Genomic DNA, 25,790 nt, shown 5'->3' on the forward strand with positions numbered 1-25,790 from the left:
GGTTCAGGCTGCAGCCTTAGCCGATTCCTTCAACAGCTGAGCAACGCGCTCAGACGGTTGTGCACCAACGCTCAGCCAGTAGGCTACGCGCTCTTGGTTCACGGACAGGCGGACTTCTTGACCACGAGCGATCGGGTTGAAGAAGCCAACTTGTTCTTTGTGCGAACCGTCGCGTGGGTTGCGGCTGTCGGTCACGGTCAAGTGGTAAAACGGGCGCTTTTTGGAGCCGCCAAGGGCAAGACGGATTGTTAGCATGTGAACATCGTTCCTGTAGTCGGTGCTGCAAATCTAAATGCACAGCGGGCATGGGTGCCCGAAAGGCCGCATATTCTAAGGAATATCCGGACTTTTGCAAATGACTTTTTCCGGCGCCTACCGGCTGCCATCCAGATTTGCTATAGGGCCGTTGGCAACAACGGCGAGTCAGCTCCCGCCAAGCGCGGGTTTGCTGGAGGTCCCGCGTCCCCGCGGGAAACGCCGGCATGGCTGCCGGCGTGGATTCTTCAGATCTTCGGCATGCCGCCGCCGGGCAACATTCCGCCCATGCCGCGCATCATTTTCGCCATTCCGCCCTTGGCGGAGAATTTCTTCATCATCTTCTGCATCTGCTTGTGCTGCTTGATCAAGCGACCGATGTCCTGCACCTGGGTGCCGGAGCCCATGGCGATCCGACGCTTGCGCGAACCGCTGATCAGCTCAGGGTCGCGGCGCTCGGCCGGGGTCATGGAGTTGATGATGGCTTCCATCTGCTTGAACTGCTTCTCGGCCGCGCCCTGGGCATTGCCCATTTGCGCCAGGTTCACGCCACCGATATTCGGCAGCTTGTCCATCAGGCCACCGAGGCCGCCCATGTTCTTCATCTGTTGCAACTGATCGCGGAAGTCTTCGAGGTCGAAGCCTTTGCCTTTTTTCAGCTTCTTCGCCAGCTTGTCGGCTTTTTCCTTGTCGAGGGTCTGTTCGGCCTGCTCGATCAGGCTGAGCACGTCGCCCATGCCGAGGATGCGCGAAGCGATACGCTCAGGGTGGAACGGCTCGAGCGCTTCGCTCTTCTCGCCCATACCGATGAACTTGATCGGCTTGCCGGTGATCGCACGCACCGACAGCGCGGCACCGCCACGGGCATCGCCGTCGACCTTGGTCAGGATCACACCGGTCAGTGGCAGCGCGTCGCCAAAGGCCTTGGCCGTGTTGGCGGCGTCCTGGCCGGTCATGGCGTCGACCACGAACAGGGTTTCCACCGGCTTGACCGCCGCGTGCAACGCCTGGATCTCGTCCATCATGTCGGCGTCGATGTGCAGACGACCGGCGGTGTCGACGATGACCACGTCGATGAACTTGAGCTTGGCTTCTTTAATAGCCGCTTCGGCGATCGCGACCGGCTTCTGGCTCAGGTCGGACGGGAAGAAGGTCACGCCAATGTCATTGGCCAGGGTTTCGAGCTGCTTGATCGCCGCCGGACGGTACACGTCGGCGGACACCACCATCACGCTCTTCTTCTTGCGCTCTTTAAGGAAGCGCGCAAGCTTGCCAGCGGTGGTGGTCTTACCGGCGCCCTGCAAACCGGCCATCAGCACGACGGCAGGCGGCACGGCGCTCAGGTTCAAATCTTCGTTGGCCGCGCCCATCAGGCTTTCGAGCTCGGCCTGGACGATCTTCACGAACGCCTGGCCCGGAGTCAGGCTGCGCGACACTTCAGTGCCGACGGCACGTTCCTTCACCGAGTTGACGAAGTCCTTGACCACCGGCAGGGCGACGTCGGCTTCGAGCAACGCCATGCGCACTTCGCGCAGGGTGTCTTTGATGTTGTCCTCGGTCAGCTTGGCCTTGCCGGTGACATGGCGCAGCGTCTGCGAGAGACGGTCGGTTAGGTTTTCAAACATGCGCGATCCTTTCAGGCCCTAAGTAGACCGAGGTAATGGCGGCTCGGGCCCCCTTATATAAAGGGTGCTCCGTGGGCAGGTCGCGGATTATAGCGAAGACTGCGCGCGACGCACAGCCGCCGTCTGGTTGCGCGGTCTTTCGTGTGGTGGCGGTTCTATGCCAAACTCAACGACTTTCGGGCTTGCCTAACAGGATTTATGCTCCCCTTGTCACCCAGCTTGCTAACCACCCTCGCCGCCGCCTGTCTCTATGCCGCTGCGACCCTCTATCAAGGCACTCGTCTGGCTCAAGCCGCCAAGACGAACAAGCGCCTGCTGGTCTCGCTCGGCATCCTTGCCCTGCTCGCCCACAGCGCCAGCCTCCTGACCCACCTGATGACGCCCGTGGGCCTGGGCCTGGACTTCTTCAGCGCCGCCAGCCTGATCGCCGCCGCGGTGATTGCCCTGACCCTGCTGGCCTGCTCGCGCATTCCGGTGGAGAACCTGCTGGTCCTGCTGTTTCCGCTGGGGGCGCTGACCGTGCTGCTGGCGCAGTTCGTGCCCACCGGCACGGTGCCGGTGATCGACGAAGAACCGGGCATCCTCGCCCATATCCTGCTGTCGATCCTTGCCTACGGCATGTTCACCATCGCCGTGTTCCAGGCCCTGTTGCTGCTGGTGCAGGACCACCAGCTCAAGCACAAGCACCCGTCCGGGCTGATCAAGAACTTTCCGCCGCTGCAGACCATGGAAAGCCTGCTGTTCGGCTTCCTCTGGGCCGGCTGGACCCTGCTGTCGCTGTCGCTGATCTCCGGCTGGCTGTTCGTCGAGAACCTGTTCGCCCAGCACCTGGTGCACAAGACCCTGCTGGCGTGCCTGGCCTGGGTGGTGTTCAGCGTGCTGCTGTGGGGCCGCAACCGCCTCGGCTGGCGCGGACACAAGGCGATTCGCTGGACCCTGGCCGGCTTCTGCCTGCTGATGCTGGCGTACTTCGGCAGCAAGCTGGTCCGTGAATACATCCTGCATATCTGACGAGCGGCGATAATGGACAACCTGCCCATAGAGCCGATGCTCGTGGTCCTGGCCTTGCTGGTGCTGTGGTCGGGGCTGTTCACCGCCATCGAAGCCGCCCAGCAACACCTGCTGACCCTGCGCACTGCTTCGCGCTCCGGCGACAAACCGCTGGCGCGCCTGAGCTTCCCGCGCGACAGCCTGATTCTCTGCAACACCCTGTGCCGGGTGCTGGCGGTCATCATCAGCACCTTGCTGGCGCTCCTGCAGTGGGCGGAAAACGGCCCGTGGCTGGCCTGCCTGATCGCCACCAGCGTGTTGCTGGTACTCGCCGACTACCTCCCGCGCACCCTGGCTACCCGTTATCCGGACGCCATCCTCAGCCTGGGCAACACCCTGCTGGGCGTGCCGCTGAAGATCATCTACCCCGCGGCCTGGCTGCTCGACAGCATCAGCCAGCTGTTGCTGCGCCCCTTCAGCCGCAAGGCCGGCGCCGTCAAGCAGAGCGAAGACGAGCAGGCCGCCGACCCGGACGACGCCGAGGAACATGCCAACGGCCGCCCGCACCCGGTGTCGGGCATCCATGCCCTGGACAACATCACCGTCAATGACATCCTGGTGCCGCGCAGCGAAGTCGCCGGGATCAACCTGGACGAGCCCATCGGCGAGATCATCGAGCAGCTGCGCCTGTCCAAACGCACCCGCCTGCCGGTGTTCCACAGCGATATCAACCAGGTCGAGGCGGTTCTCAACACCCGCCAGATCCGCCACCTGCTACCGGATGCCAGCCTGACCAAAGAGGCCCTGCTGGCGGCCTGCCACGAACCTTACTTCGTGCCGGAAAGCACCCCGCTGCAGCTGCAACTGCTGAACTTCCACAAGCAGCAGCGCCGCCTGGGCATGGTGGTGGACGAGTACGGCGAAGTGCTGGGCATCGTTACCCTGGAAGACATCCTCGAAGAAATCGTCGGCGAATTCGAAAGCGAACACAGCCTCGACAACCCGCATATCCATCCCCAGGCCGACGGACGCTTTGTCATCGAAGGCGCTGCCTCGATTCGCGAGCTGAACAAGAGCCTGGGCTGGCACCTGCCCAGCGACGGCCCGAAAACCCTCAACGGCCTGGTCACCGAAGCGCTGGAGACCATTCCCGACAGCGCCGTCTGCCTGAAAATCGGCCGCTACCGCCTGGAAATCCTCGAGACCGAGGACAACCGGGTCAGCCGCGTGCTGATCTGGCACACCAAGCCAGGTGCTCCCTCGTCCCTGTAGCCGCTGCCGAGCCTGCGAGGCTGCGATCGATCTGGGCGGCATTCCGACGAAGCGGGCGCTAACCGGGATACAACAATCCGCCTGAAATACCGCGCCGCCTGGTTTTACGACGGCTGTGCCGCCGATCGCAGCCTCGCAGGCTCGGCAGCGGCTACAGGGACAAGTCCTGCTTGTTGAATCGTTAGGGGCCTTCCTATAATCGATCCGCTTACCCAAGCCCCGCAGCACCCGCGTGCTACCCGCACCCAGCGGCTTCTGCCCTGCTCTGCCCGCTTCTGGCAGGCTGCGCTCCCACCCCGAGCCACGCCCGCGCCAAACCCACATCCCTGGGTGTTCGACCATAATAATTCGCTCCGATGGAGCACATGACTGTCAGGGATAACCGCATGACGACCAGCACCACTTACAGCGCCTCCGTGCCTGCCCAGCCGACCAACTCCGCCAGCCGCGTGGCCACCGCCAGCTTTATCGGCACCGCCATCGAGTTCTACGACTTCTACGTGTACGCCACCGCCGCCGCGCTGGTGATCGGCCCGGTATTCTTCCCGCAGACGTCCGGCACCGCGCAGATGCTCTCAGCCTTCCTGACCTTCGGCATCGCCTTCCTCGCCCGCCCCCTGGGCTCGGCGCTGTTCGGCCACTTCGGCGACCGGATCGGCCGCAAGTCGACCCTGGTGGCATCGCTGCTGCTGATGGGCGTGTGCACCACGCTGATCGGCGTGCTGCCAGGCTATGACAGCATTGGCGCCTGGGCCCCGATCCTGCTGTGCCTGCTGCGTTTCGGCCAGGGCCTGGGGCTGGGCGGCGAATGGGGCGGAGCCGCGCTGCTCGCCACGGAAAACGCGCCGAAAGGCAAACGCGCCTGGTTCGGCATGTTCCCGCAACTGGGGCCGTCGATCGGCTTTCTCGCGGCCAACGGCCTGTTCCTGACCCTGGCCATGAGCCTGAGCGATGAGCAGTTCCGCTCCTGGGGCTGGCGGATTCCGTTCCTGCTCAGCGCCGCGCTGGTGCTGGTCGGCCTGTATGTGCGCCTGAAACTCCACGAAACCCCGGTATTCGCCAACGCCATCGCCCGCCAGGAACGGGTCAAGATGCCGCTGGTCGAGCTGTTCAGCCAGTACTGGCTGCCGGTGTTGTTGGGCGCCTCGGCGATGGTGGTGTGTTACGCGCTGTTTTATATCTCGACGGTATTCTCGCTGAGCTACGGCGTCGCGACCCTTGGCTATAGCCGCGAAACCTTCCTCGGCCTGCTGTGCTTCGCGGTGCTGTTCATGGCCGCGGCCACACCGCTGTCGGCCTGGGCCAGCGACCGTTACGGACGCAAGCCGGTGCTGATCATCGGCGGCCTGCTGGCGATTCTCTCCGGCTTCACCATGGAACCGCTGCTGACCCAGGGCTCGACCTGGGGCGTGGCGCTGTTCCTGTGCATCGAGCTGTTCCTGATGGGCGTGACCTTCGCCCCGATGGGCGCCCTGCTGCCCGAGCTGTTCCCGACCCACGTGCGTTATACCGGAGCCTCGGCGGCCTATAACCTGGGCGGCATTGTCGGCGCCTCGGCGGCACCCTTCTTCGCCCAGAAGCTGGTGGCGATGGGGGGCTTGAGTTGGGTCGGCGGCTATGTGTCGGCGGCAGCGGTGCTCAGCCTGATCGCTGTGCTGTGCCTGAAGGAAACGCGCAATAACGACCTGAACCAGGTCGATTGAAAGATCGCTTCGCGAGCAAGCTCGCTCCTACAAGGGCTGCGCCGAACCTGTAGGAGCGAGCTTGCTCGCGATGCTTTTACAGCTCGACTACGACCGCCTGGGAAGCGCGGGTCGCCTTGGCCCGGGCGGCCTCGATCGACTCGTCGCGCGCCAGGGCCACGCCCATGCGGCGCTGGCCGTTGACTTCAGGCTTGCCGAACAGGCGCAGGGCCGTGTCCGGCTCGCTCAGGGCCGCGCCCAGGTTGGCGAAAGCGGTCTGGGTCGACTGGCCTTCCACCAGGATCACCGCCGAAGCCGACGGGCCGAACTGACGGATCAACGGGATCGGCAGGCCGAGGATCGCCCGCGCATGCAGGGCGAACTGCGACAGGTCCTGGGAAATCAGGGTCACCAGGCCGGTGTCATGGGGACGCGGCGACACTTCGCTGAACCAGACCTGATCACCCTTGACGAACAGTTCGACGCCGAACAAGCCACGGCCACCCAGGGCCTCGGTCACCGCCTTGGCCACGCGCTCGGACTCGGCCAGGGCTTTCGGGCTCATGGCCTGGGGCTGCCAGGATTCCTGGTAGTCGCCCTTCTCCTGGCGGTGACCGACCGGCGCGCAGAAGGTGGTGCCGCCGACATGGCGCACGGTCAGCAGGGTGATTTCGTAATCGAAATCGATGAAACCCTCGATGATCACCCGGCCCTTGCCGGCGCGCCCGCCTTCCTGGGCGTAGTCCCAGGCCTTCTGCACGTCGTCGACACTGCGCAGCAGGCTCTGGCCCTTGCCCGAGGAACTCATCACCGGCTTGACCACGCAGGGGAAGCCCAGGTCGTCCACCGCCTTGCGGTAGTCTTCGAAGGTATCGGCGAAGTGGTAAGGCGAGGTCGGCAGGTCCAGCTCTTCGGCGGCCAGGCGACGGATGCCTTCGCGGTTCATGGTCAACTGGGCGGCACGGGCGGTCGGGATCACGGTGACCCCTTCGGACTCCAGCTCCACCAGGGTGGCGGTAGCGATGGCTTCGATTTCCGGCACGATGAAGTGCGGCTTCTCCGCCTCGATCACCGCACGCAGCGCGGCACCGTCGAGCATGTTGATCACATGGCTGCGATGGGCGACCTGCATCGCCGGCGCATTGGCGTAGCGATCCACGGCAATCACCTCAACGCCCAGGCGTTGCAGCTCGATCACCACTTCCTTGCCCAACTCACCACAGCCACACAGCAAAACGCGGGTCGCGGTTGGCGACAATGGAGTTCCGATACGGGTCATCTGAAGGTCCTCAAAAAGGAGCGGATCATCGAGGGTCGCGCACCAGGCGGGCGGCCCATGGGGAAGAAAGCGCGGCATTTTACATGAACCGCGCGCTTTGGCCTCAGCTGGCGCACGCCGCCTTGCGCACACGCCAGGCCATGGCCAGCCAGACCACGGTCACGCCAGCGAACTTCGAACCCAGCGCCGTGAGGATCACGCCCGGGGTCAAGGCGTCGATCAGTCCGAAAAAGATAAAGGTGTCCAGGGGAATGCTCAACGCCGAACTTATCCACAGGCGGTCGTGCAGCGGGCGCTTGGTGATGCTGAACACCAGCCAGTCGATGCACTCGGAGACCGCGAACGCCGTGGCGCTGGCCAGGGCGATGGCCGGGTCGGAGGTCACGTAGGACAGCACCAGCGCCACCAGCATGGCGACGAGCGCGCCATGGCCGAAGCGGGTCTGCACCATGTCCCGCAGGACGAACACCAGCCCGCCCCAGGCCGACCAGATGATGTCCAGGTGCGGAGCGGTGGAAAAGGCGTAGTTGATCAGCACGACACTGCCGATATAGGCGATCAGGAAGAGCATGGGGCGAAAAGTACCTGTCAGTAAGGCACACAGGGTACTTCAGGTGGGTGGGATGGACCAGACGGGAGCTGGCGCCGATACCGCGGGCAGGCTCGCTCCGGCTGGGGCGGGGCTGCTCGCGACAGCCGTTTAGCCGGACTGGGTACCGATCATCCACAGCAGCCCGCTGGACTTGGCGCGCTCATGACACAGCGCCAGCACCTCGCGGCGCTCGGCGTTGTCCATGCGGCTCCAACGGGTGATCTCGCTCACCGTGCGCTGGCAGCCAGTGCAGATATCGTCATCGTCCAGCGCGCAGATGCTCACGCAGGGCGAGGGAACGGGTTTTTCGGGGGTGGTCATTATTCTTGCTCGGCCAGGTCGCGGGCGTAACGCTGGGAATTATGCACATAGTGCGCGGCGCTGGCTTCGAGCATTTTCTTCTGTTGCTCGGTCAGCTCGCGGACCACCTTGCCCGGCGAGCCCATCACCAGCGAACCGTCGGGGATTTCCTTGCCTTCGCCGATCAGCGAATTGGCGCCGATGATGCAGTTCTTGCCGATCTTCGCGCCGTTGAGAATCACCGCGTTGATGCCGATCAGGCTGTAGTCGCCGACAGTGCAGCCATGCAGCATGGCGTTATGGCCAATGGTCACGCCGGTGCCGATGGTCAGCGGAAAACCCATGTCGGTGTGCATCACCGTGCCATCCTGCACGTTGCTGTCCTTGCCGATCAGGATCAGCTCGTTGTCGCCACGCAGCACCGCGTTGAACCAGACGTTGGCCCCCTCCTCCAGCTTGACCTTGCCCACCAGCGTGGCATTGGGTGCGACCCAGCTTTGCGGGTGGGTTTCGACGCGGGCGTCGCCCAGGCGGTATTTCATATTGTTGTCCTCAAGGCCAGGCAGGTTCAGGTACACAGCAGGGTTCAGGCCATACGAGCGATGGCTTCAAATATTGATAAAGCTTTTGGGCGGTTGGTGCAGGCTGATCTTGGCGTCATACAGCAGGTTGATCAGCTCGACGATCATGATCGCTGTCAGGCCCCAGATCTTGTACTCGCCGAAGCGGTAGCTCGGCACATACCAGCTGCGGCCCTGATAATCGATGCGGTGGGTATGTTCGCGCGGGTCCTGGCGGAAAAACTCCAGCGGCACGCTGAATACCGCGGCGATCTCGGCGTCATTGGCCAGGTACTCGACATAATCGGGAATCACCCCGACATAAGGCGTGACCTTGATCCCGTGCAGGGAAATCAGCGGGCTCAAAGGGCCGATCACTTCCACCAACCCGGGAGGCAGGCCGATTTCTTCTTCGGCTTCGCGCAGGGCGGTAAAAACCAGGTCGGGATCTTCCGGGTCGCGGCGGCCGCCGGGGAAGGCCACTTCGCCGCCGTGGGTGGACAATCCTTTGGCGCGCAGGGTCAGCACCAGCTCGGGCTCGTCACTGCGGGTAATGGGCACCAGTACGGCAGCCTCGGGGAAACGTCGATCCGTCTCCAGCGGTCGCGGCGTATGGTTGCTTACCCGGTGCAGTAGCTCGTCCAGCATGAGTCTTCTCGATCTGTCGACTACCTTGCATCATGCACCAAACAAACCGACCGCCCAACCCCCGATCCACGCCATGTCGCGTAACGACAACTTGCCGACAAAGCCCCGTGCACGCCAAGATAGGCGCAGCCTTTTCGGATACCCAGCATGAAATTCTGCAGCCAGTGCGGTCACCCGGTCACCCAGCGCATTCCCGAAGGCGATTCGCGCCTGCGTTTTGTCTGCGACAACTGCCAGACCATCCATTACCAGAACCCGAACATAGTCGCCGGCTGCCTGCCGACCTGGGGCACCCAGGTGCTGCTGTGCCGGCGCGCGATCGAGCCGCGCCGTGGTTACTGGACGCTGCCGGCCGGTTTCATGGAGAACGGCGAGACCGTCGAACAGGCGGCGATTCGCGAGACGTTCGAGGAAGCCTGCGCCCGGGTCCGCAACCTGAGCATCTATACCCTGATCGACGTCCCGCACATCAGCCAGGTGCATGTCTTCTTCCGCGCCGAGCTGGCGGACCTGGATTTCGCCGCCGGCGAAGAGAGCCTGGAAGTCCGGCTTTTCGAAGAAGCCGACATTCCCTGGTCCGAGCTGGCTTTTCGCACGGTCGGACGTACCTTAGAATGTTTCTTCGCTGACCGGCGGAACGAGCAATACCCCGTGCGCTCCGAGTCCATTCCGCCCCTGGCTCAGCCGGCCCTCACTTAAACAACAAAACGTACGCGGCACCTGTGTACTCTTAGGGATATCGTTTCAATGCGCTGGTTGCTCGCTCTTTTCTGCTGCTCGGTTATCGCTGTCTCCCACGCTTCCGCGACGGATACCCTGGACAGCAAGGTCATCGAGAAAGTCCTGGTCCTCAAGTCGGCCCATCAGTTGCAACTGATCAACGACGGCAAACCCTTCAAGACCTACCGCATTTCCCTGGGCAAACAGCCCAAGGGGCCGAAGCTCATGGAAGGCGACAAGCGCACGCCGGAAGGCTTCTACTGGCTGGACTGGCGCAAGACCAGCGACCGCTTCAACCTGGCCATGCATATTTCCTACCCGAACATCAGCGATTCCGCGCGTTCGCGCCGCGAGGGCGTGGAGCCCGGCGGCATGATCATGATCCACGGCACCCCGGACAGCGAAGACTACCCCGAGCAGTACTTCCACACCCTGGACTGGACCGATGGCTGCATTGCCATGCGCAACGTCGACATGCGCGAAGTCTGGGGCCTGGTCCCGGACGGCACGATGATCGAAATCCGCCCCTGATTCCTCGCTGAAACGCCGCTAAAACACCTCAGTTACAAAAAAAATCGCAGGCCGCGCCGGCTTCGAAAGGTGAATACCAATTCCCCCTCGAAAAACCGCCGCCCCTGCGATTTTCGCATTCATGGCCAGACCGCCCTAATACCACTTTCCCAAACCAAGCCCGCCCCCCCCCATAAAGCGCCCGTTCTCGCGCGCCATCGCCGTAGTACTGGCGTTGACATGGTATTTAAGTGGTATTAGTTTTCGCCACATTACCGGGCGACAACAAACCAATAACGCATCGGAACCTCGACAGATGAACCACATCCTGGCCCTGCGCCCCGACGATACCCAGCCGACCCCGCTGTACCTGCAACTGGCGCGCAACCTTGAAGCCGCGATCCATGCCGGCCAGTGGAAAGCCGAACAGGCCCTGCCCTCGGAACGCAACCTGAGCGAGATGCTCAACATCTCCCGCGTCACCGCGCGCAAGGCCCTGGAAGTGCTGTTAGAACAAGGCCTGATCCGCCGCAGCCAGGGCTCCGGCACCTTCATTACCCCACGCCTGGAACAACCGTTGTCGCGGCTGTCCGGCTTCAGCGAAATGCTCCGCCTCAAGGGCTTCGTCCCCGGCTCCCAATGGCTGGAGCGGGAAATCACCACGCCGACCCACGAAGAACTGATCCGCCTCGGCCTGTCGCCGAACGACAAGGTGGCGCGCCTCAAGCGCCTGCGCAAAGCCGACGACACGGTGATGGCGATCGAAATGAGCACCCTGCCGGCCTCGATCATTGCCCAGCCGGACGCCATCGGCGATTCGCTCTACGCCTACCTCGATGGCATCGGCCGCCCGGTGGTGCGTGCCCTGCAGCACATCCAGGCGATCAACGCCTCCGCCGAGTTCGCCGCCCTGGTGGGCATCGCCCCCGGCACCGCGATGCTGCTGATGACCCGTGTCGGCTACCTCGAAGACAACACCCCGATCGAAGTCACCGACACCTATTGCCGCAACGACTACTACGACTTCGTCGCCGAGCTGCGTCGCTAAACCAGGCCGCTGAGCCAGGCCGCCGAGTCGCCAAGAACCCGTCCCAGAGAGCAGCCCATGTCCGAATACAACATCCTCACCCCGCAAGGCTGGATTCGCGGCCACCTGAACCACCGGGACGGCAAGGTCACCGGCATCGAAGGCAGCCCCTGCGACCCCGCGGACAACGACCTGCCCTACCTGCTGCCGGGCTTCATCGACCTGCATGTGCATGGCGGCGGAGGCAAGGACATCATGGAAGGCGCCCCGGCGTTCGAGACCATCACCCGCACCCACGTACGCTTTGGCACCACCTCGCTGCTGGCCACCACCATGACCGCGCCGACCGAGGAGATCACCCGGGTCCTGGGCGCCATCGGCGAATATTGCGAGCAGCGCCCCAGCGGCAGCGCCCGGGTGCTCGGCGTGCACCTGGAAGGTCCGTATATCAATCCAGGCAAGCTCGGTGCCCAGCCCAATTTCGCCCATACCGCGCTGATGGCCGAAGTCGAGGCCTATCTGCGCCTGGCGCCGATCCGGGTGATCACCATCGCCCCGGAAATCGCCGGCCATGACGCGCTGATCCGCGCCCTCAGCGCCCGCGGCATCCGCATGCAGATCGGCCACACCCTGGGCAGCTACGAGGAAGGCGTGGCCGCACTCGACGCCGGGGCCACCAGCTTCACCCACCTGTACAACGCCATGAGCCCGCTGCATCACCGCGAGCCGGGCATAGTCGGCGCCGCCCTGGCCCACGCCCAGTACGCGGAACTGATCCCCGACCTGCTGCACGTGCACCCCGGCGCCATGCGCGTGGCCCTGCGTTCGATCCCCTGCCTGTACTGCGTGACCGACTCCACCGCGGCCGCCGGCATGCCGGATGGCGAATACAAGCTCGGCAGCCACACCGTGACCAAGTGCCTGGGTGGCGTGCGCCTGCCGGACGGCACCCTGGCCGGCAGCACCCTGACCATGGATCAGGCCTTGCGCAACCTGGTGAAGATCGGCCTGCCCCTGGCCGAAGCTTCGCAACGCTTGTCACAGTTTCCCGCCGATTATCTCGGCCTGGCCGAACGCGGGCGTTTGCAGGTCGGCAGCTGGGCCGACTGCGTGTGCCTGGATCGCTCACTCACACTGACCGCCGTCATGGTCGAAGGAGAAGACATTGACTTCAAAAATGCTTGAGGAGGCGCTGTCCTCTGCCGCGGCCGTCGAAGGCCAGTTGCAGCACCTGGACCCGCAACTGATCGAAGTGGCCGGGCGCCTGAACCGCCAGCCGCCGCAAGTGGTGATGACCGTCGCCCGCGGCAGCTCCGACCATGCCGCCAGCTACTTCGCCTACCTGACCATGCAGCAGCTGGGCTTCCCGGTCGCGTCCTTGCCGATGTCGGTGGTGACCATGCAACAGGCGCCGCTGCGGGTCAGCGGCCAGGCGGCATTCGCCTTTTCCCAGTCCGGGCAGAGCCCCGACCTGGTCAACAGCATGCGGCTGCTGCGCAAACGCGGGGCCTTGAGCGTGGCCATGGTCAACGCCCAGGACAGCCCGCTGGAAGCCGCCAGCGAGTTCTGCCTGCCGCTGCACGCCGGCGCCGAACGCAGCGTGGCGGCGACCAAGAGCTTTATCGCCACCCTCAGCGCCAGCGCCCGCCTGATCGCCCACTGGAAACAGGACGCGCAATTGCTGGAAGCCGGCCTCGCCCTGCCCCAGGGACTGCGCGAAGCCGCGATCCAGGACTGGAGCCCGGCCGTCGAGGCCCTGCACGATAGCCAGCGGCTGATGGTGATCGGCCGCGGCGCCGGTTTCGCCATCGCCCAGGAAGCCGCGCTGAAACTCAAGGAAACCTCGGCGATCCAGGCCGAAGCCTTCAGCAGCGCGGAAGTTCGCCACGGCCCGATGGCGCTGATCGGCGACAACTACCCGCTGCTGGTGTTCGCCCCACGGGGAGCGGAACAGGCCGGCCTGATCAGCCTCGCCGCCGACATGCGCCAGCGTGGCGCCCGAGTGCTGCTGGCGGCTCCGGACGACATCGCCGAGCGCGACCTGACCCTGAGCCGGGCCGAACACCCGGCGCTCGATCCGATCCTGGCGATCCAGAGTTTCTACGGCATGGCCGCAAGCCTTGCCGAGGCCCGCGGCATGGACCCGGACCAGCCACGGCACCTGAGCAAAGTGACCCGCACCCACTGAGCCTTTCCTTCAACGGATGAGTACTGCGCCATGCACAACAACAATAAAGACCTGACGCTCGGCGCTCCCTTGAGCGGCCCGGTGCTCACCCTCGCCAGGGTCCCCGACCTGGTGTTTTCCAGCGGCGCCATGGGCGACGGGATCGCCATCGACCCGCTGAACAACACCCTGCATGCCCCGTGCGCCGGCGTAGTGGTGCATGCCGCCCGCACCGGCCACGCAGTGACCCTGCGTGCCGACAATGGCGCGGAACTGCTGCTGCACCTGGGCCTGGACACTGTCCAACTGCAAGGCGAGGGTTTCTCCATGCTGGTGCAGGAAGGCGCCCGGGTCAGCAGCGGCCAGGCCCTGCTGCGCTTCGACCTCGACCAGGTCGCGCGGAACAGCAAAAGCCTGATCAGTCTGATGATCCTGACCAACGGCGAACACTTCCAGGCCCTGCCCATCACCCTGAAATCGGTGAAAGTCGGCGAACCGCTGCTGCACATCGTTCCGCGCGCGACCAATGGGGCCCAGGCGCAAGCCAGCGACACCTCGACCGACGAGGTCGAAGGCCATACCCGGGTCAATCACCGCGGTGGCCTGCATGCCCGGCCCGCTGCGCTGATCCGCCAGACCGCCCAGGGTTTCAGCAGCAAGGCGCAACTGCATTTCAACGGCAAGTCGGCGTCCTGCGACAGCCTGGTCAGCCTGATGGGGCTGGGGGTCGGCGAGCAGGACGAGGTGCGGGTCAGCTGCCAGGGCAAGGATTGCAAAGCCGCCCTGCTGGCCCTGCTGGACGCCCTCGCCACCCCGCTGACCGAAGACGCCCACGCCGCGGCGCCGGCGGTGAAGGCCGCCACACCCCAGCGCCCCGCCGAAGCCGGGGTGATCCAGGGTGTCTGCGCCGCCCCCGGACTGGTCTGCGGGCCGCTGTTTCACCTGACCGCCATGACCCTGCCCGAAGACAGTGGCGGTCACCTGCCCCAGGAACAACTGCAGGCGCTGGACCAGGCCCTGGAAAAGGTTCGCAGCGACATTCGCGGCACCCTGGACCACGCCCGGCAACGCAAGGACAACCAGGAAGAAGCGATCTTCGCCGCCCACCTGGCCCTGCTCGAAGACCCGGCGCTGCTGGACGCCGCCCGCCAGAGCATCGCCCAGGGACGCGCCGCCACCCACGCCTGGAGCGACGCCATCGGCGAACAGTGCGAGATCCTGCTGCAACTGGGCAATGCCCTGCTCGCCGAACGCACCAACGACCTGCGCGACCTGCAACAACGGGTGCTGCGCGCCCTGCTCGGCGAAGCCTGGCATTACCAGCTGCCGGCCGGCGCCATAGTCGCAGCCCACGAACTGACCCCGTCCGACCTGCTGCAACTGAGCGAGCAAGGCGCCGTTGGCCTGTGCATGGCCGCCGGCGGCGCCACCTCCCACGTAGCGATCCTGGCCCGGGGCAAGGGCCTGCCCTGCCTGGTGGCCCTGGGCTCGGAGCTTGTCGATGTGCCTCAAGGCCAGCAGGTGGTGCTGAACGCCGATCAGGGTCGCCTGGAACTGACACCGGACAGCGCCCGTATCGAACAGGTCCGGCAGAGCCATCTGCTGCGCCAGCAACGGCGCGAGCAACAACAGCAACAGGCCCAGCTGCCGGCCAGGACCCTCGACGGCCAGGCGATCGAAGTCGCCGCCAATGTCGCCTCCAGCCAGGAAGCCCAGGGCGCCCATGCCAACGGCGCCGACGGCGTCGGCCTGCTGCGTACCGAGTTTCTGTTCGTCGACCGGCATACCGCCCCCGATGAGCAGGAGCAGCGCCAGGCCTATCAGGCCGTGCTCGATGCCATGGGCGACAAGGCGGTGATCATCCGCACCATCGACGTCGGCGGCGACAAGCAACTGGACTACCTGCCGTTACCGGTGGAAGCCAACCCGGTGCTGGGCCTGCGCGGCATTCGCCTGGCCCAGGCCCGCCCGGAACTGCTGGACCAGCAACTGCGTGCCCTGCTGCAGGTCAGCCCACTGCAACGCTGCCGCATCCTGCTGCCGATGGTCAGCGAGCTCGACGAACTGCTGCATATCCGCGAGCGCATCGATTGCCTGTGCGCCGAGCTGGGGATCGGCCAGCGCCCGGAGCTGGGGGTGATGATCGAAGTCCCGGCCGCCGCCTTGCTCGCCGAGCAACTGGCCGAATACGCCGACTTCCTCTCCATCGGCACCAACGACTTGTCGCAATACACCCTGGCCATGGACCGTGACCATGCCGGCCTGGCCGCGCGGGTCGATGCGCTGCACCCGGCGCTACTGCGGCTGATCGCCCAGACCTGCGCCGGCGCGGCCAGGCATGGGCGCTGGGTCGGTGTGTGCGGCGCCCTGGCCTCCGATCCGCTGGCGACGCCGGTGCTGGTCGGCCTGGGGGTCAGCGAGCTGTCGGTGAGCCCGCCGCAAGTGGGCGAGATCAAGGAACGGGTCCGCCAGCTGGACGCTGCCGAATGCCGGCGTATCAGCCACGACCTGCTGAACCTGAGCAGTGCCTCGGCGGTGCGCCATGCCTGCCACCAACACTGGCCCCTGAGCTGAACAACAAGAACACCGGGAGACACGCCATGTACCAATTTTTCATCGAAGGCCTGCAGCGCCTGGGCCGGGCCCTGATGCTGCCGATCGCGATCCTGCCGATCGCCGGCCTGCTGCTGCGCCTGGGCGACACCGACCTGCTGAACATCGCGATCATCCACGATGCCGGCCAGACCATCTTCGCCAACCTGGCGCTGATCTTCGCCATCGGCATCGCCGTGGGCTTCGCCAAGGACAACAACGGCACCGCCGGCCTGGCCGGCGCCATCGGTTACCTGGTGATGGTGGCGACCCTCAAGGTGCTCGATGCCAGCATCAACATGGGCATGCTCGCCGGGATCATCAGCGGCTTGCTGGCCGGCGCCCTGTACAACCGCTTCAAGGACATCAAGCTGCCGGAATACCTGGCGTTCTTTGGCGGACGGCGCTTCGTGCCGATCGTCACCGGCTTCAGTGCCGTCGGCCTGGGGGTAGTGTTCGGCCTGATCTGGCCGCCGATCCAGCACGGCATCAACAGCTTCGGCGCCCTGCTGCTGGACAGCGGCAGCTTTGGCGCCTTCGTCTTCGGCGTGTTCAACCGCTTGCTGATCGTCACCGGCCTGCACCACATCCTCAACAACATGGCCTGGTTCGTCTTCGGCAACTTCACCGACCCAACCACCGGCGCCCTGGTCACCGGGGATATCTCGCGCTACTTCGCCGGCGACCCCAAGGGCGGCCAGTTCATGACCGGCATGTTCCCGATGATGATCTTCGGCCTGCCCGCCGCCTGCCTGGCGATGTATCGCAACGCCTTGCCGGAACGGCGCAAGGTGATGGGCGGGATCCTGCTGTCGATGGCCCTGACCTCAGCGCTCACCGGGGTGACCGAGCCGGTGGAATTCGCCTTCATGTTCCTCGCCCCCTTTCTCTACCTGGTGCACGCCCTGCTGACCGGCCTCGCCATGGGCCTGACCAACTTCCTCAATATTCACCTGGGCTTCACCTTCTCCGGCGGCGCCATCGACATGGCCCTGGGCTGGGGCAAGTCCACCAACGGCTGGCTGATATTTCCCGTGGGCCTGCTCTATGCGGTGATCTACTACACGGTCTTCGACTTCTGCATCAAACGCTTCAACCTGAAAACCCCGGGCCGCGAAGACACCCCGGGCAGCGAAAAAGTCGCCCTGAGCAACAATCAGCGGGCCGGTGCCTATATTCGGGCCCTAGGCGGCGCGGACAACCTGATCACCGTCGGCGCCTGCACCACCCGCCTGCGCCTGGAACTGGCCGACCGCAACAAGGCATCGGACAGCGAGCTCAAGGCCCTTGGCGCCATGGCCGTGGTGCGTCCCGGCAAGGGCGGCAGCCTGCAAGTGGTGGTCGGCCCGCTGGCCGACAGCATCGCCGATGAAATTCGCCTGGCCATGCCCAGCGCCGGCAAGCCACTGGAGCAGCCAGGCCCCGCCGCTGCGGCCTTCGAAGCACCGGCAGCGGTGAGCATCGCGCCCCAGGAAGCCGTGAAATGGCTGGACGCCTTCGGCGGCAGCGACAATGTGCTGCAACTGGACTGCGTGGCCATGACCCGCCTGCGGGTGCAACTGGGCGACAACAAGGCGCTGTCGGAATATCAGCTGAAGAGCCTTGGCTGCCAGGGCTCGAGCCAGCTCGATGATGGCGTCTGGCACCTGCTGATCGGGGAAAAGGCCGCGAGCCTGGGCCAGGCGCTGGATACCCTGATCAACCGCAGCGAGGTCAGCGCCAAGGTCTGACGGGCTCGCATGCTGTAGGAGCGAAGCTTGCTCGCGATCAGGTCCACAGTGAAGAAGATGGCGCCTGGACGGGCGCTATCGCGAGCAAGCTTCGCTCCTACGGGGGTGGCAGCGAACCGGCACAAAAAAGCCCGCTGACCGTTACCGGTTCAGCGGGCTTTTTCATGGGCGGGGCCTTAGAAGTCTTCCAGACGCCAGACTTCATAAGCCGGTGTCTCGTAGGGATGGCTCTGCTTGAGGGCCATCACCACGCTGCGGATCAACTCGTCGGCCACCACCAGCTCGACTTTCCATTCCTGCACCTGCTCGACCTGGCCGGTCTGCCCGAGAAACGGCTGGCTGCCGTCCAACGGGCGGAACTGGCCCTGGCCCAGCACCTGCCACGCACACTGGTCGTAAGCGCCGATCCGTCCGCCGCCGGCGGCGAATACGGCGTTCTTGACCACTTCCACGTGGCTGGGCGGGACGAAAAAGCTGAGCTTGTACACGGGCCTTAGTTCACCCACACGCGAGCGTTACGGAACATGCGCATCCACGCCGCATCTTCGTTCCACTCTTCCGGACGCCAGGAGTTCTGCACGGCACGGAATACCCGCTCAGGGTGCGGCATCATGATGGTGACGCGACCGTCGCGGCTGGTCAGGCCGGTGATCCCGCGCGGCGAGCCGTTCGGGTTGGCCGGGTAGCTTTCGGTGACCTTGCCGTGGTTGTCGACGAAGCGCAGGGCCACGCAACCGGACAGGTCGGCTTCGAGCAGCGCTTCTGCGCTTTCGAATTCCGCATGGCCTTCGCCGTGGGCGATGGCGATCGGCATCCGCGAACCGGCCATGCCCTGCAGGAAGATCGAGTTCGACTCCTGGACCTGGACCATCGCCACACGGGCCTCGAACTGCTCGGACCGGTTGCGCACGAAGTGCGGCCAGAACTCGCTGCCCGGGATCAGCTCGTGCAGGTTGGACATCATCTGGCAACCGTTGCACACGCCGAGGGTGAAGGTGTCGTTGCGCTCGAAGAAGCCCTGGAAGGCGTCGCGGGCGCGGCTGTTGAACAGCGCCGACTTGGCCCAGCCCTCGCCAGCGCCGAGTACGTCGCCGTAGGAGAAGCCGCCGCAGGCAACCATGCCCTTGAAGTCGTTGAGGTCGACGCGACCGGCGAGGATGTCGCTCATGTGCACGTCGATCGCGTTGAAGCCAGCGCGGTCGAACGCCGCGGCCATTTCCACCTGGCCGTTGACGCCCTGCTCGCGCAGCACCGCCACCTGAGGACGCACGCCTTTCTTGATGTAAGGCGCGGCGATGTCCTGGTTGACGTCGAAGCTCAGCTTGACGCTCAGGCCCGGGTTGTCTTCTTCCAGCAGGACGTCGAATTCCTGCTCGGCGCAGTCGGCGTTGTCGCGCAGGCGCTGGATCTGGTAGCTGGTTTCAGCCCACTGGCGCTGCAACAGGCGACGCTCGCCGGCGAAGACGCTTTCGCCGTTGAAGCTGATGTTGATATGGCCGTTGTTGACCGGCTGGCCGATCACCGCCACGCAGTCGCCCAGGCCGGCGGCGCTGAATTGCGCCAACACGCCCGGGGTCGCGTCCTGGCGCACCTGGATCACCGCACCCAGTTCTTCGTTGAACAGGATGGCGGCGATCTCGGTCGAGGTCTCGGCCAGGGCGTCGAGGTTCAGGTTCAGGCCGCAGTGACCGGCGAAGGCCATTTCCACCACGCTGGTCAGCAGACCACCGTCGGAACGGTCGTGGTAAGCCAGCAGGTGACCGTCGGCGTTGAGGCCCTGGATCACCGCGAAGAAGGCTTTCAGGTCTTCGGCGTCATCGACGTCCGGAGCCTGCTTGCCGAGCTTGCCGTGCACCTGGGCGAGGATCGAGGCGCCCATGCGGTTCTGGCCGCGACCGAGGTCGATCAGGATCAGATCGGTGGTGCCCTTGTCCATGCGCAGTTGCGGGGTCAGGGTCTGGCGGATGTCGGCCACAGGCGCGAAACCGGTCACGATCAGCGACAGCGGCGAGGTCACGCTCTTGTCGACGCCCTTGTCGTTCCAGCGAGTGGCCATGGACATGGAGTCCTTGCCCACCGGGATGGTAATGCCCAGCTCAGGGCACAGCTCCATGCCAACCGCTTTCACGGTGTCGTACAGACGAGCGTCTTCGCCTGGGTGACCGGCAGCGGACATCCAGTTGGCCGACAGCTTGATGTCGGAAATCTTCTCGATGCGCGAAGCGGCGATGTTGGTCAGGGTTTCGCCGATGGCCATGCGGCCCGACGCCGGAGCGTCCAGCAGCGCCAGCGGAGTCCGCTCGCCCATGGCCATGGCTTCGCCGGTGTAGACGTCGAAGCTGGTGGCGGTGACGGCAACGTCGGCCACCGGAACCTGCCACGGGCCGACCATTTGGTCACGGGCCACCAGGCCAGTGATGGTGCGGTCGCCGATGGTGATCAGGAAGCTCTTGCTGGCCACGGCCGGGTGATGCAGGACGCGCTCGATGCTTTCGGCGATGTCCAGGTTGGCCGGATCGAAATCGTCGCCCAGTTCAGTCTCGCGAACGGCCGAACGGTGCATGCGCGGAGCCTTGCCCAGCAGCACTTCCAGCGGCATATCCACCGGGCTGTTGCCGAAGTGGCTGTCGGTCACGGTCAGTTGCGGCTCGGCAGTGGCTTCGCCGACTACCGCGAACGGGCAGCGCTCACGCTCGCAGATGGCCTGGAAGCGTTCGAAATCAGCGGCGCCGACGGCCAGGACGTAACGTTCCTGGGATTCGTTGGACCAGATTTCGTGCGGGGCCATGCCCGGCTCGTCGTTCGGAATATTGCGCAGTTCGAAGCGACCGCCACGGCCGCCATCGTTGACCAGCTCCGGGAAGGCGTTGGACAGGCCGCCCGCGCCGACGTCGTGGATGAAGCTGATCGGGTTCTTGTCGCCCAGCTGCCAGCAGCGGTCGATGACTTCCTGGCAACGGCGTTCCATTTCCGGGTTTTCACGCTGTACCGAGGCGAAATCCAGGTCGGCCGAGCTGGTGCCGGTGGCCATGGAGGAAGCAGCGCCGCCGCCCAGGCCGATGAGCATCGCCGGGCCGCCGAGGACGATCAGCTTGGAGCCGACGGTGATCTCGCCTTTCTGTACGTGTTCGGCGCGGATGTTGCCCATGCCGCCCGCCAGCATGATCGGCTTGTGGTAACCGCGAACTTCTTCACCGCGCGGGGTGTTGATGGACTGTTCGAAGGTACGGAAGTAGCCGGTCAGGGCCGGACGGCCGAATTCGTTGTTGAACGCCGCGCCGCCCAGCGGGCCTTCGATCATGATGTCCAGGGCGTCGACGATGCGCTCGGGCTTGCCGTACGGCTTTTCCCATGGCTGTTCGAAGCCCGGGATCTGCAGGTTGGACACGGTGAAACCGGTCAAGCCGGCTTTCGGCTTGGCGCCGCGACCGGTCGCGCCTTCGTCGCGAATCTCGCCGCCGGAACCGGTGGAGGCCCCCGGGAATGGCGCGATGGCGGTCGGGTGGTTGTGGGTCTCGACCTTCATCAGGATGTGCACCGGCTCCTGCACCGCGCCGTACTGGCGGGTATCCGGATTCGGGTAGAAGCGCCCGGCAACGGAACCGACGATGACCGCCGCGTTGTCCTTGTAGGCCGACAGCACACCTTCGTTGTGCATCTGATAGGTGTTCTTGATCATGCCGAACAGGCTTTTTTCCTGGCTCTGGCCGTCGATATCCCAACTGGCGTTGAAGATCTTGTGGCGGCAGTGCTCGGAGTTGGCCTGGGCGAACATCATCAGTTCGATGTCGTGCGGGTTGCGCTTGAGCCCCTGAAAGGCGTTGACCAGGTAATCGATTTCGTCTTCGGCCAGGGCCAGGCCCAGCTCGGTGTTGGCCTGCTCCAGCGCGGCGCGGCCACCACCGAGGATGTCAATGGCGGTCAGCGGCTTCGGCGTGGCATGGCTGAACAGGCCGGCAGCCTGTTCCAGGTTGCCCAGCACGATCTGGGTCATGCGGTCGTGCAGGGTGTCGGCGATCAACTGCGCTTGCGCGTCGCTGAATTCACCGGCCACGTAGAAGGCAATACCGCGTTCCAGGCGCTGGATCTTGCTCAGGCCGCAGTTGCGGGCGATATCGCTGGCCTTGCTCGACCATGGCGAGATGGTGCCGAAACGCGGCAGCACCAGGAACAGACGACCGGTAGGTTCTTGCACCGGTACGCTTGGGCCGTACTTCAGAAGGCGCGCAAGCACCTGCTGTTCGTCGCCGGTCAGGACGCCGGTAACTTCGGCGAAGTGAGCGAATTCAGCATACAGGCCACTGACAGCTGGAACCTTCTGGCTCAGTTGCTCAAGGAGTTTGCTGTGGCGAAAGGCAGAAAGGGCAGGAGCGCCGCGCAGGATCAACATCTTCGGGACAGCCTCGGGAAGGGGGTGTGCTTTGAGGCCGTGCATTCTAGCCTAAACCGCCCGCGACGGCACCCGAAACGGCACGCCTGAGCGCGGCCAGACGTCGGCCCGTGCGCAGCCCCCTGCGACAAAGGCTTATCCGGCCCCTTCGGAAGGGTTATTTGAACCCTCTCGGCAAGCCGCGAAGGCCCATTCCCGAGGGCTTTGGCCGGGGGCCGGGACCTCTAGCAGACAAGCCCTTCGCTGTCGAGATATGGCGGTTGTTGTCCTTTGCGTATACTGCGCAGATGTTTTCCCCAATGGCTTTACGTCCGCGCTGTGCCCGATGGCTCATCGCAACCGGACTCTTCCTGATGCTCAGTGCCTGCGTTGAGAAACCCAGCACACTGGAGCGAGTAAAGGAGGATGGCGTGCTGCGGGTGGTCACCCGTAACAGCCCGGCCACCTACTTTCAGGATCGCAATGGTGAAACCGGCTTCGAATACGAGCTGGTGAAACGCTTCGCCGACGATCTGGGGGTGACGCTGAAGATCGAAACCGCGGACAACCTCGACGACCTCTTCGACCAGCTGGGTAAACCTAACGGCCCGGTGCTGGCTGCTGCCGGTCTGGTCAGCAGCGAGAAACGCAAGCAGCAAGTCAGGTTTTCCCACACCTACCTGGAAGTCACCCCGCAGGTCATCTACCGCAACGGCCAGTCCCGCCCCACCGATGCGGGCGACCTGGTAGGCAAGAAGATCATGGTGCTCAAGGGCAGCACCCACGCCGAGCAACTGGCCGAACTCAAGCTGAAATACCCCGGCATTCAATATGAAGAGTCCGACGAGGTCGAAGTGGTCGACCTGCTGCGCATGGTCGACGAAGGGCAGATCGACCTGACCCTGGTGGATTCCAACGAAGTGGCGATGAACCAGGTGTATTTCGCCAATATCCGCGTCGCCTTCGACCTGGGCGATGCCCGCAACCAGAGCTGGGCCGTGGCCGCCGGCGAAGACAACAGCCTGCTCAACGAAATCAACGACTTCCTCGACAAGGTGCAGAAGAACGGCACCCTGCAGCGCCTGAAGGACCGTTATTACGGGCACGTGGACGTCCTCGGTTATGTCGGCGCCTACACCTTTGCCCAGCACCTGCAGCAGCGCCTGCCCAAATACGAGAAACACTTCAAGGCCTCGGCCAAGGAAGAAAAGGTCGACTGGCGCCTGCTGGCGGCCATTGGCTACCAGGAATCCTTGTGGCAACCGAGCGTCACCTCCAAGACCGGCGTACGTGGCCTGATGATGCTGACCCAGAACACCGCCCAGGCCATGGGCGTGTCCAACCGCCTGGATGCCAAGCAAAGCATCCAGGGCGGCGCCAAGTACCTGGCGTACATGAAGGATCAACTGGACGACAAGATCGAAGAGCCGGACCGCACCTGGTTCGCCCTCGCCGCCTACAACGTCGGCAGCGGCCACCTGGACGACGCCCGCAAGCTGGCGCAAAAGGAAGGACTGAACCCGAACAAGTGGCTGGACGTGAAGAAGATGCTGCCGCGTCTTTCGCAGAAGCAGTGGTACAGCAAGACCCGCTATGGCTACGCCCGGGGCGGCGAGCCGGTGCATTTCGTCGCCAACATCCGTCGTTACTACGACATCCTGACCTGGGTCACGCAGCCGCAGCTGGAAGGCGACCAGGTGGCCGAAGGCAATCTGCATGTGCCGGGCGTGGACAAGACCAAGCCGACCCAGGAAACCCCGCCGCTTTAAACCGCATCGCGAGCAAGCTCGCTCCTACAGAGATAGACGGAGGCTACTATTTCCGTGCACGCCGCCAACCCTGTAGGAGCGAGCTTGCTCGCGATAGCATCAAAGACTGTTACCTGGCCGCCGCCAGGATTAGCGCCTTCATCTCCGCCACCGCACCCTTGAAGCCGACGAACAGCGCATGGGCCACCAGCGCATGGCCGATGTTCAGCTCGTTGATGCCCTTGATCGCCGCGACCGCCTCGACGTTGTGGTAATGCAGGCCGTGCCCGGCATTGACGATCAAGCCCTGGCCCAGGCCGAACGCCACGCCGTCGGCCACGCGCCGCAGCTCCTCGGCCACCTCGCTCGGCGTTTCGGCATCGGCATAACGCCCGGTGTGCAACTCGATAGCTGGCGCGCCCACGCGGCGAGAGGCCGCGATCTGCCGCTCATCGGCGTCGATGAACAGCGACACTTCGGCGCCGATCTTCGACAGGCGTTCTACCGCCGCCTTGATCCGCGCTTCCTGCCCGGCGACATCCAGGCCGCCCTCGGTGGTCAGTTCCTGGCGGGTTTCCGGAACCAGGCAGATGTGCGCCGGACGGATGCGCTCGGCGAACGCCATCATTTCCTCGGTGACGCCCATCTCGAAGTTCATGCGGGTTTGCAGCACGTCCTTGAGCAGCAGCACGTCGCGCTCCTGGATATGCCGGCGGTCCTCGCGCAGGTGCACGGTAATGCCGTCGGCCCCCGCCTCTTCCGCGTCCAGCGCCGCCTTGACCGGGTCAGGGTAACGGGTGCCCCGGGCCTGACGCAGGGTGGCTACGTGGTCGATGTTCACGCCAAGAAGAATGCGATTGCTGGTGGTCACGGAAGCGCTCCTGAGGAGTTAGAGATTCGGTGCACAGCATATAGTGTCCGCTGGCGAAAATAACTGCCGGCGTTCGGCCGTGCAGCCCTCAAAGTCGAGTCGGATCAGGATTCAAGCGGATTTGTGCAACAAGACAGGCTAGGGCTTGCGAAACAATTCGCGACTGACCAATGGCCGACCGCCCAGGTGCACCGCCAGCGCCTGGCGCATCAGGCGCTTGGCCGCCGCCAGCGCCCCGGGGGCGCTCCAGTCGGCTTGCGCCATGGCCAGCAGCTCGGTGCCGTTGAACAGGCCCGGTTGCAACAGCTGAACCTGCTCCAGGCCGGCATCCACCTGCAGGCGATACATGCCCTGCGCCTCAATCGGCGCGCCGTGGATATCCGTGTCCAGGGCAAAACCGTAGCCCAGGTCGTCCAGCAGGCGCCACTCGAAGGCACGCAGCAAGGGTTCGAGGGCCCTGCCCTCGGCCAACGCCAGCAAGGTCGCCGCATAGTGCTCGAAGATCGCCGGATGCGGATCTTCGGCAGGCAGCAGGCGGATCAGCAGCTCGTTGAGGTAGAGACCGCTGAACAGCGCCTCGCCGTTGAGCCAGGTGGAGGTTCCCGCGCTCTCCATGCGCCCGACGTTTTTCAGCTCGCCGCGCCCACGAAACTCCACTTCCAGCGGCACGAACGGCCGCGCCAGGGTCCCGGCCTTGCCCCGCGCGCCACGCAACACCGCGCGCAGCCGCCCTTGGGGCGTGAGGAAGTCCACCAACGCACTGCTCTCGCGATAGGCGCGACTGTGCAGGACGTAAGCGGGCTGGCCGATGGGAGGGTTACTGGACATAGGTGTCGGGGGATCTCAAGGCTTG

The 25,790-nt window shown here is 64.6% G+C and carries 22 protein-coding genes; 11 read left to right on the forward strand and 11 right to left on the reverse strand.

From position 1 onward, the window contains the following. Positions 1 to 3: 3 nt before the first annotated feature. Both rpsP and ffh read right to left on the reverse strand, forming a co-directional pair. Entirely contained in the window at positions 4 to 255 is a 252-nt protein-coding gene (rpsP, locus tag PVZ80_RS20725; RefSeq protein ID WP_007927680.1) for a 30S ribosomal protein S16, read from the reverse strand. Positions 256 to 503: 248 nt separating this feature from the next. Continuing rightward, positions 504 to 1,880, reverse strand: a complete 1,377-nt coding sequence (gene ffh / locus PVZ80_RS20730; protein ID WP_007927681.1) for a signal recognition particle protein — start codon at positions 1,878 to 1,880, stop codon at positions 504 to 506. A gap of 198 nt (positions 1,881 to 2,078) precedes the next feature. On the opposite strand from ffh, the gene PVZ80_RS20735 reads away from it, so the two are divergent. The 3 genes from PVZ80_RS20735 (at position 2,079) to PVZ80_RS20745 (ending at position 5,845) form a co-directional block, all read left to right on the forward strand. After that, a complete protein-coding gene (locus PVZ80_RS20735) occupies positions 2,079 to 2,891 on the forward strand; it encodes a cytochrome C assembly family protein (RefSeq protein ID WP_007927682.1) in 813 nt (270 codons plus the stop codon). Between the two features lie 12 nt (positions 2,892 to 2,903). Further along, on the forward strand, positions 2,904 to 4,142 hold the full coding sequence (locus tag PVZ80_RS20740) for a transporter associated domain-containing protein (RefSeq protein WP_038630673.1): 1,239 nt from the start codon (positions 2,904 to 2,906) through the stop codon (positions 4,140 to 4,142). A gap of 386 nt (positions 4,143 to 4,528) precedes the next feature. Next, positions 4,529 to 5,845, forward strand: a complete 1,317-nt coding sequence (locus PVZ80_RS20745; protein WP_028681724.1) for an MFS transporter — start codon at positions 4,529 to 4,531, stop codon at positions 5,843 to 5,845. A 76-nt stretch (positions 5,846 to 5,921) separates the two neighbouring features. Here PVZ80_RS20745 and purT read toward each other — a convergent pair whose 3' ends face one another. The 5 genes from purT to PVZ80_RS20770 all read right to left on the reverse strand — a co-directional run bounded on the left by purT (position 5,922) and on the right by PVZ80_RS20770 (position 9,203). Beyond that, positions 5,922 to 7,103 carry a formate-dependent phosphoribosylglycinamide formyltransferase gene (purT, locus tag PVZ80_RS20750; protein WP_273864484.1) on the reverse strand — a complete coding sequence of 394 codons (1,182 nt, stop codon included), beginning with the start codon at positions 7,101 to 7,103 and terminating at the stop codon, positions 5,922 to 5,924. A gap of 103 nt (positions 7,104 to 7,206) precedes the next feature. Further along, positions 7,207 to 7,674, reverse strand: coding sequence for a VUT family protein (locus PVZ80_RS20755; protein ID WP_016702731.1), 468 nt, complete (start codon positions 7,672 to 7,674; stop codon positions 7,207 to 7,209). Positions 7,675 to 7,803: 129 nt separating this feature from the next. Next, positions 7,804 to 8,016 carry a DUF1289 domain-containing protein gene (locus tag PVZ80_RS20760; protein WP_016702729.1) on the reverse strand — a complete coding sequence of 71 codons (213 nt, stop codon included), beginning with the start codon at positions 8,014 to 8,016 and terminating at the stop codon, positions 7,804 to 7,806. After that, on the reverse strand, positions 8,016 to 8,537 hold the full coding sequence (locus tag PVZ80_RS20765; protein ID WP_009047137.1) for a gamma carbonic anhydrase family protein: 522 nt from the start codon (positions 8,535 to 8,537) through the stop codon (positions 8,016 to 8,018). The genes PVZ80_RS20760 and PVZ80_RS20765 overlap by 1 nt, the downstream gene beginning before the upstream one ends. 66 nt (positions 8,538 to 8,603) lie before the next feature. Then, on the reverse strand, positions 8,604 to 9,203 hold the full coding sequence (locus PVZ80_RS20770) for a CoA pyrophosphatase (protein ID WP_009047136.1): 600 nt from the start codon (positions 9,201 to 9,203) through the stop codon (positions 8,604 to 8,606). A gap of 147 nt (positions 9,204 to 9,350) precedes the next feature. Here PVZ80_RS20770 and PVZ80_RS20775 point away from each other — a divergent pair, with 147 nt between their 5' ends. The 7 genes from PVZ80_RS20775 (at position 9,351) to nagE (ending at position 17,949) form a co-directional block, all read left to right on the forward strand. Then, positions 9,351 to 9,902, forward strand: coding sequence for an NUDIX hydrolase (locus PVZ80_RS20775; protein WP_009042316.1), 552 nt, complete (start codon positions 9,351 to 9,353; stop codon positions 9,900 to 9,902). A 48-nt stretch (positions 9,903 to 9,950) separates the two neighbouring features. Next, positions 9,951 to 10,454: a L,D-transpeptidase family protein gene (locus tag PVZ80_RS20780; protein WP_273864485.1), complete on the forward strand. Its 504-nt coding sequence runs from the start codon at positions 9,951 to 9,953 to the stop codon at positions 10,452 to 10,454. Between the two features lie 295 nt (positions 10,455 to 10,749). Continuing rightward, positions 10,750 to 11,481: a GntR family transcriptional regulator gene (locus tag PVZ80_RS20785; RefSeq protein ID WP_009047134.1), complete on the forward strand. Its 732-nt coding sequence runs from the start codon at positions 10,750 to 10,752 to the stop codon at positions 11,479 to 11,481. 57 nt (positions 11,482 to 11,538) lie between these two features. Then, on the forward strand, positions 11,539 to 12,645 hold the full coding sequence (gene nagA, locus PVZ80_RS20790) for an N-acetylglucosamine-6-phosphate deacetylase (RefSeq protein WP_016702726.1): 1,107 nt from the start codon (positions 11,539 to 11,541) through the stop codon (positions 12,643 to 12,645). Continuing rightward, positions 12,626 to 13,648 (forward strand): SIS domain-containing protein, encoded by a 1,023-nt coding sequence (locus PVZ80_RS20795; protein ID WP_124301175.1) that lies wholly within the window; start codon positions 12,626 to 12,628, stop codon positions 13,646 to 13,648. Before nagA ends, PVZ80_RS20795 begins: the two co-directional genes overlap by 20 nt. 30 nt (positions 13,649 to 13,678) lie before the next feature. After that, the gene (gene ptsP / locus PVZ80_RS20800; protein WP_273864486.1) at positions 13,679 to 16,201 is read left to right on the forward strand and encodes a phosphoenolpyruvate--protein phosphotransferase; all 2,523 of its coding nucleotides are present in this window, start codon (positions 13,679 to 13,681) and stop codon (positions 16,199 to 16,201) included. A gap of 26 nt (positions 16,202 to 16,227) precedes the next feature. Then, positions 16,228 to 17,949, forward strand: a complete 1,722-nt coding sequence (gene nagE, locus PVZ80_RS20805; RefSeq protein WP_273864487.1) for an N-acetylglucosamine-specific PTS transporter subunit IIBC — start codon at positions 16,228 to 16,230, stop codon at positions 17,947 to 17,949. Between the two features lie 176 nt (positions 17,950 to 18,125). Here nagE and PVZ80_RS20810 read toward each other — a convergent pair whose 3' ends face one another. Further along, a complete protein-coding gene (locus tag PVZ80_RS20810) occupies positions 18,126 to 18,437 on the reverse strand; it encodes a Nif3-like dinuclear metal center hexameric protein (RefSeq protein WP_009047129.1) in 312 nt (103 codons plus the stop codon). A gap of 5 nt (positions 18,438 to 18,442) precedes the next feature. Beyond that, positions 18,443 to 22,339, reverse strand: a complete 3,897-nt coding sequence (gene purL / locus PVZ80_RS20815; protein WP_009047128.1) for a phosphoribosylformylglycinamidine synthase — start codon at positions 22,337 to 22,339, stop codon at positions 18,443 to 18,445. A 287-nt stretch (positions 22,340 to 22,626) separates the two neighbouring features. On the opposite strand from purL, the gene mltF reads away from it, so the two are divergent. Next, on the forward strand, positions 22,627 to 24,087 hold the full coding sequence (mltF, locus tag PVZ80_RS20820; protein WP_009047127.1) for a membrane-bound lytic murein transglycosylase MltF: 1,461 nt from the start codon (positions 22,627 to 22,629) through the stop codon (positions 24,085 to 24,087). Positions 24,088 to 24,196: 109 nt separating this feature from the next. Here the strand turns inward: mltF and pdxJ are convergent, their stop codons facing one another. Together pdxJ and recO are read right to left on the reverse strand one after the other, a co-directional pair. Next, positions 24,197 to 24,937: a pyridoxine 5'-phosphate synthase gene (gene pdxJ, locus PVZ80_RS20825; protein WP_124301172.1), complete on the reverse strand. Its 741-nt coding sequence runs from the start codon at positions 24,935 to 24,937 to the stop codon at positions 24,197 to 24,199. A gap of 138 nt (positions 24,938 to 25,075) precedes the next feature. Next, positions 25,076 to 25,765 (reverse strand): DNA repair protein RecO, encoded by a 690-nt coding sequence (gene recO, locus PVZ80_RS20830; protein WP_009047125.1) that lies wholly within the window; start codon positions 25,763 to 25,765, stop codon positions 25,076 to 25,078. Positions 25,766 to 25,790: the final 25 nt, after the last annotated feature.

The sequence above is a fragment of the Pseudomonas sp. B3G-3 genome (assembly GCF_028640915.1).
GTDB classification, from domain to species: domain Bacteria; phylum Pseudomonadota; class Gammaproteobacteria; order Pseudomonadales; family Pseudomonadaceae; genus Aquipseudomonas; species Aquipseudomonas chlororaphis_I.

Coding starts and splice junctions, on each gene's coding strand:
- rpsP (WP_007927680.1), bottom strand. CDS start 255: ATGCTAACAATCCGTCTTGCCCTTGGCGGCTCCAAAAAGCGCCCGTTT.
- ffh (WP_007927681.1), bottom strand. CDS start 1,880: ATGTTTGAAAACCTAACCGACCGTCTCTCGCAGACGCTGCGCCATGTC.
- PVZ80_RS20735 (WP_007927682.1), top strand. CDS start 2,079: ATGCTCCCCTTGTCACCCAGCTTGCTAACCACCCTCGCCGCCGCCTGT.
- PVZ80_RS20740 (WP_038630673.1), top strand. CDS start 2,904: ATGGACAACCTGCCCATAGAGCCGATGCTCGTGGTCCTGGCCTTGCTG.
- PVZ80_RS20745 (WP_028681724.1), top strand. CDS start 4,529: ATGACGACCAGCACCACTTACAGCGCCTCCGTGCCTGCCCAGCCGACC.
- purT (WP_273864484.1), bottom strand. CDS start 7,103: ATGACCCGTATCGGAACTCCATTGTCGCCAACCGCGACCCGCGTTTTG.
- PVZ80_RS20755 (WP_016702731.1), bottom strand. CDS start 7,674: ATGCTCTTCCTGATCGCCTATATCGGCAGTGTCGTGCTGATCAACTAC.
- PVZ80_RS20760 (WP_016702729.1), bottom strand. CDS start 8,016: ATGACCACCCCCGAAAAACCCGTTCCCTCGCCCTGCGTGAGCATCTGC.
- PVZ80_RS20765 (WP_009047137.1), bottom strand. CDS start 8,537: ATGAAATACCGCCTGGGCGACGCCCGCGTCGAAACCCACCCGCAAAGC.
- PVZ80_RS20770 (WP_009047136.1), bottom strand. CDS start 9,203: ATGCTGGACGAGCTACTGCACCGGGTAAGCAACCATACGCCGCGACCG.
- PVZ80_RS20775 (WP_009042316.1), top strand. CDS start 9,351: ATGAAATTCTGCAGCCAGTGCGGTCACCCGGTCACCCAGCGCATTCCC.
- PVZ80_RS20780 (WP_273864485.1), top strand. CDS start 9,951: ATGCGCTGGTTGCTCGCTCTTTTCTGCTGCTCGGTTATCGCTGTCTCC.
- PVZ80_RS20785 (WP_009047134.1), top strand. CDS start 10,750: ATGAACCACATCCTGGCCCTGCGCCCCGACGATACCCAGCCGACCCCG.
- nagA (WP_016702726.1), top strand. CDS start 11,539: ATGTCCGAATACAACATCCTCACCCCGCAAGGCTGGATTCGCGGCCAC.
- ptsP (WP_273864486.1), top strand. CDS start 13,679: ATGCACAACAACAATAAAGACCTGACGCTCGGCGCTCCCTTGAGCGGC.
- nagE (WP_273864487.1), top strand. CDS start 16,228: ATGTACCAATTTTTCATCGAAGGCCTGCAGCGCCTGGGCCGGGCCCTG.
- purL (WP_009047128.1), bottom strand. CDS start 22,339: ATGTTGATCCTGCGCGGCGCTCCTGCCCTTTCTGCCTTTCGCCACAGC.
- mltF (WP_009047127.1), top strand. CDS start 22,627: ATGTTTTCCCCAATGGCTTTACGTCCGCGCTGTGCCCGATGGCTCATC.
- recO (WP_009047125.1), bottom strand. CDS start 25,765: ATGTCCAGTAACCCTCCCATCGGCCAGCCCGCTTACGTCCTGCACAGT.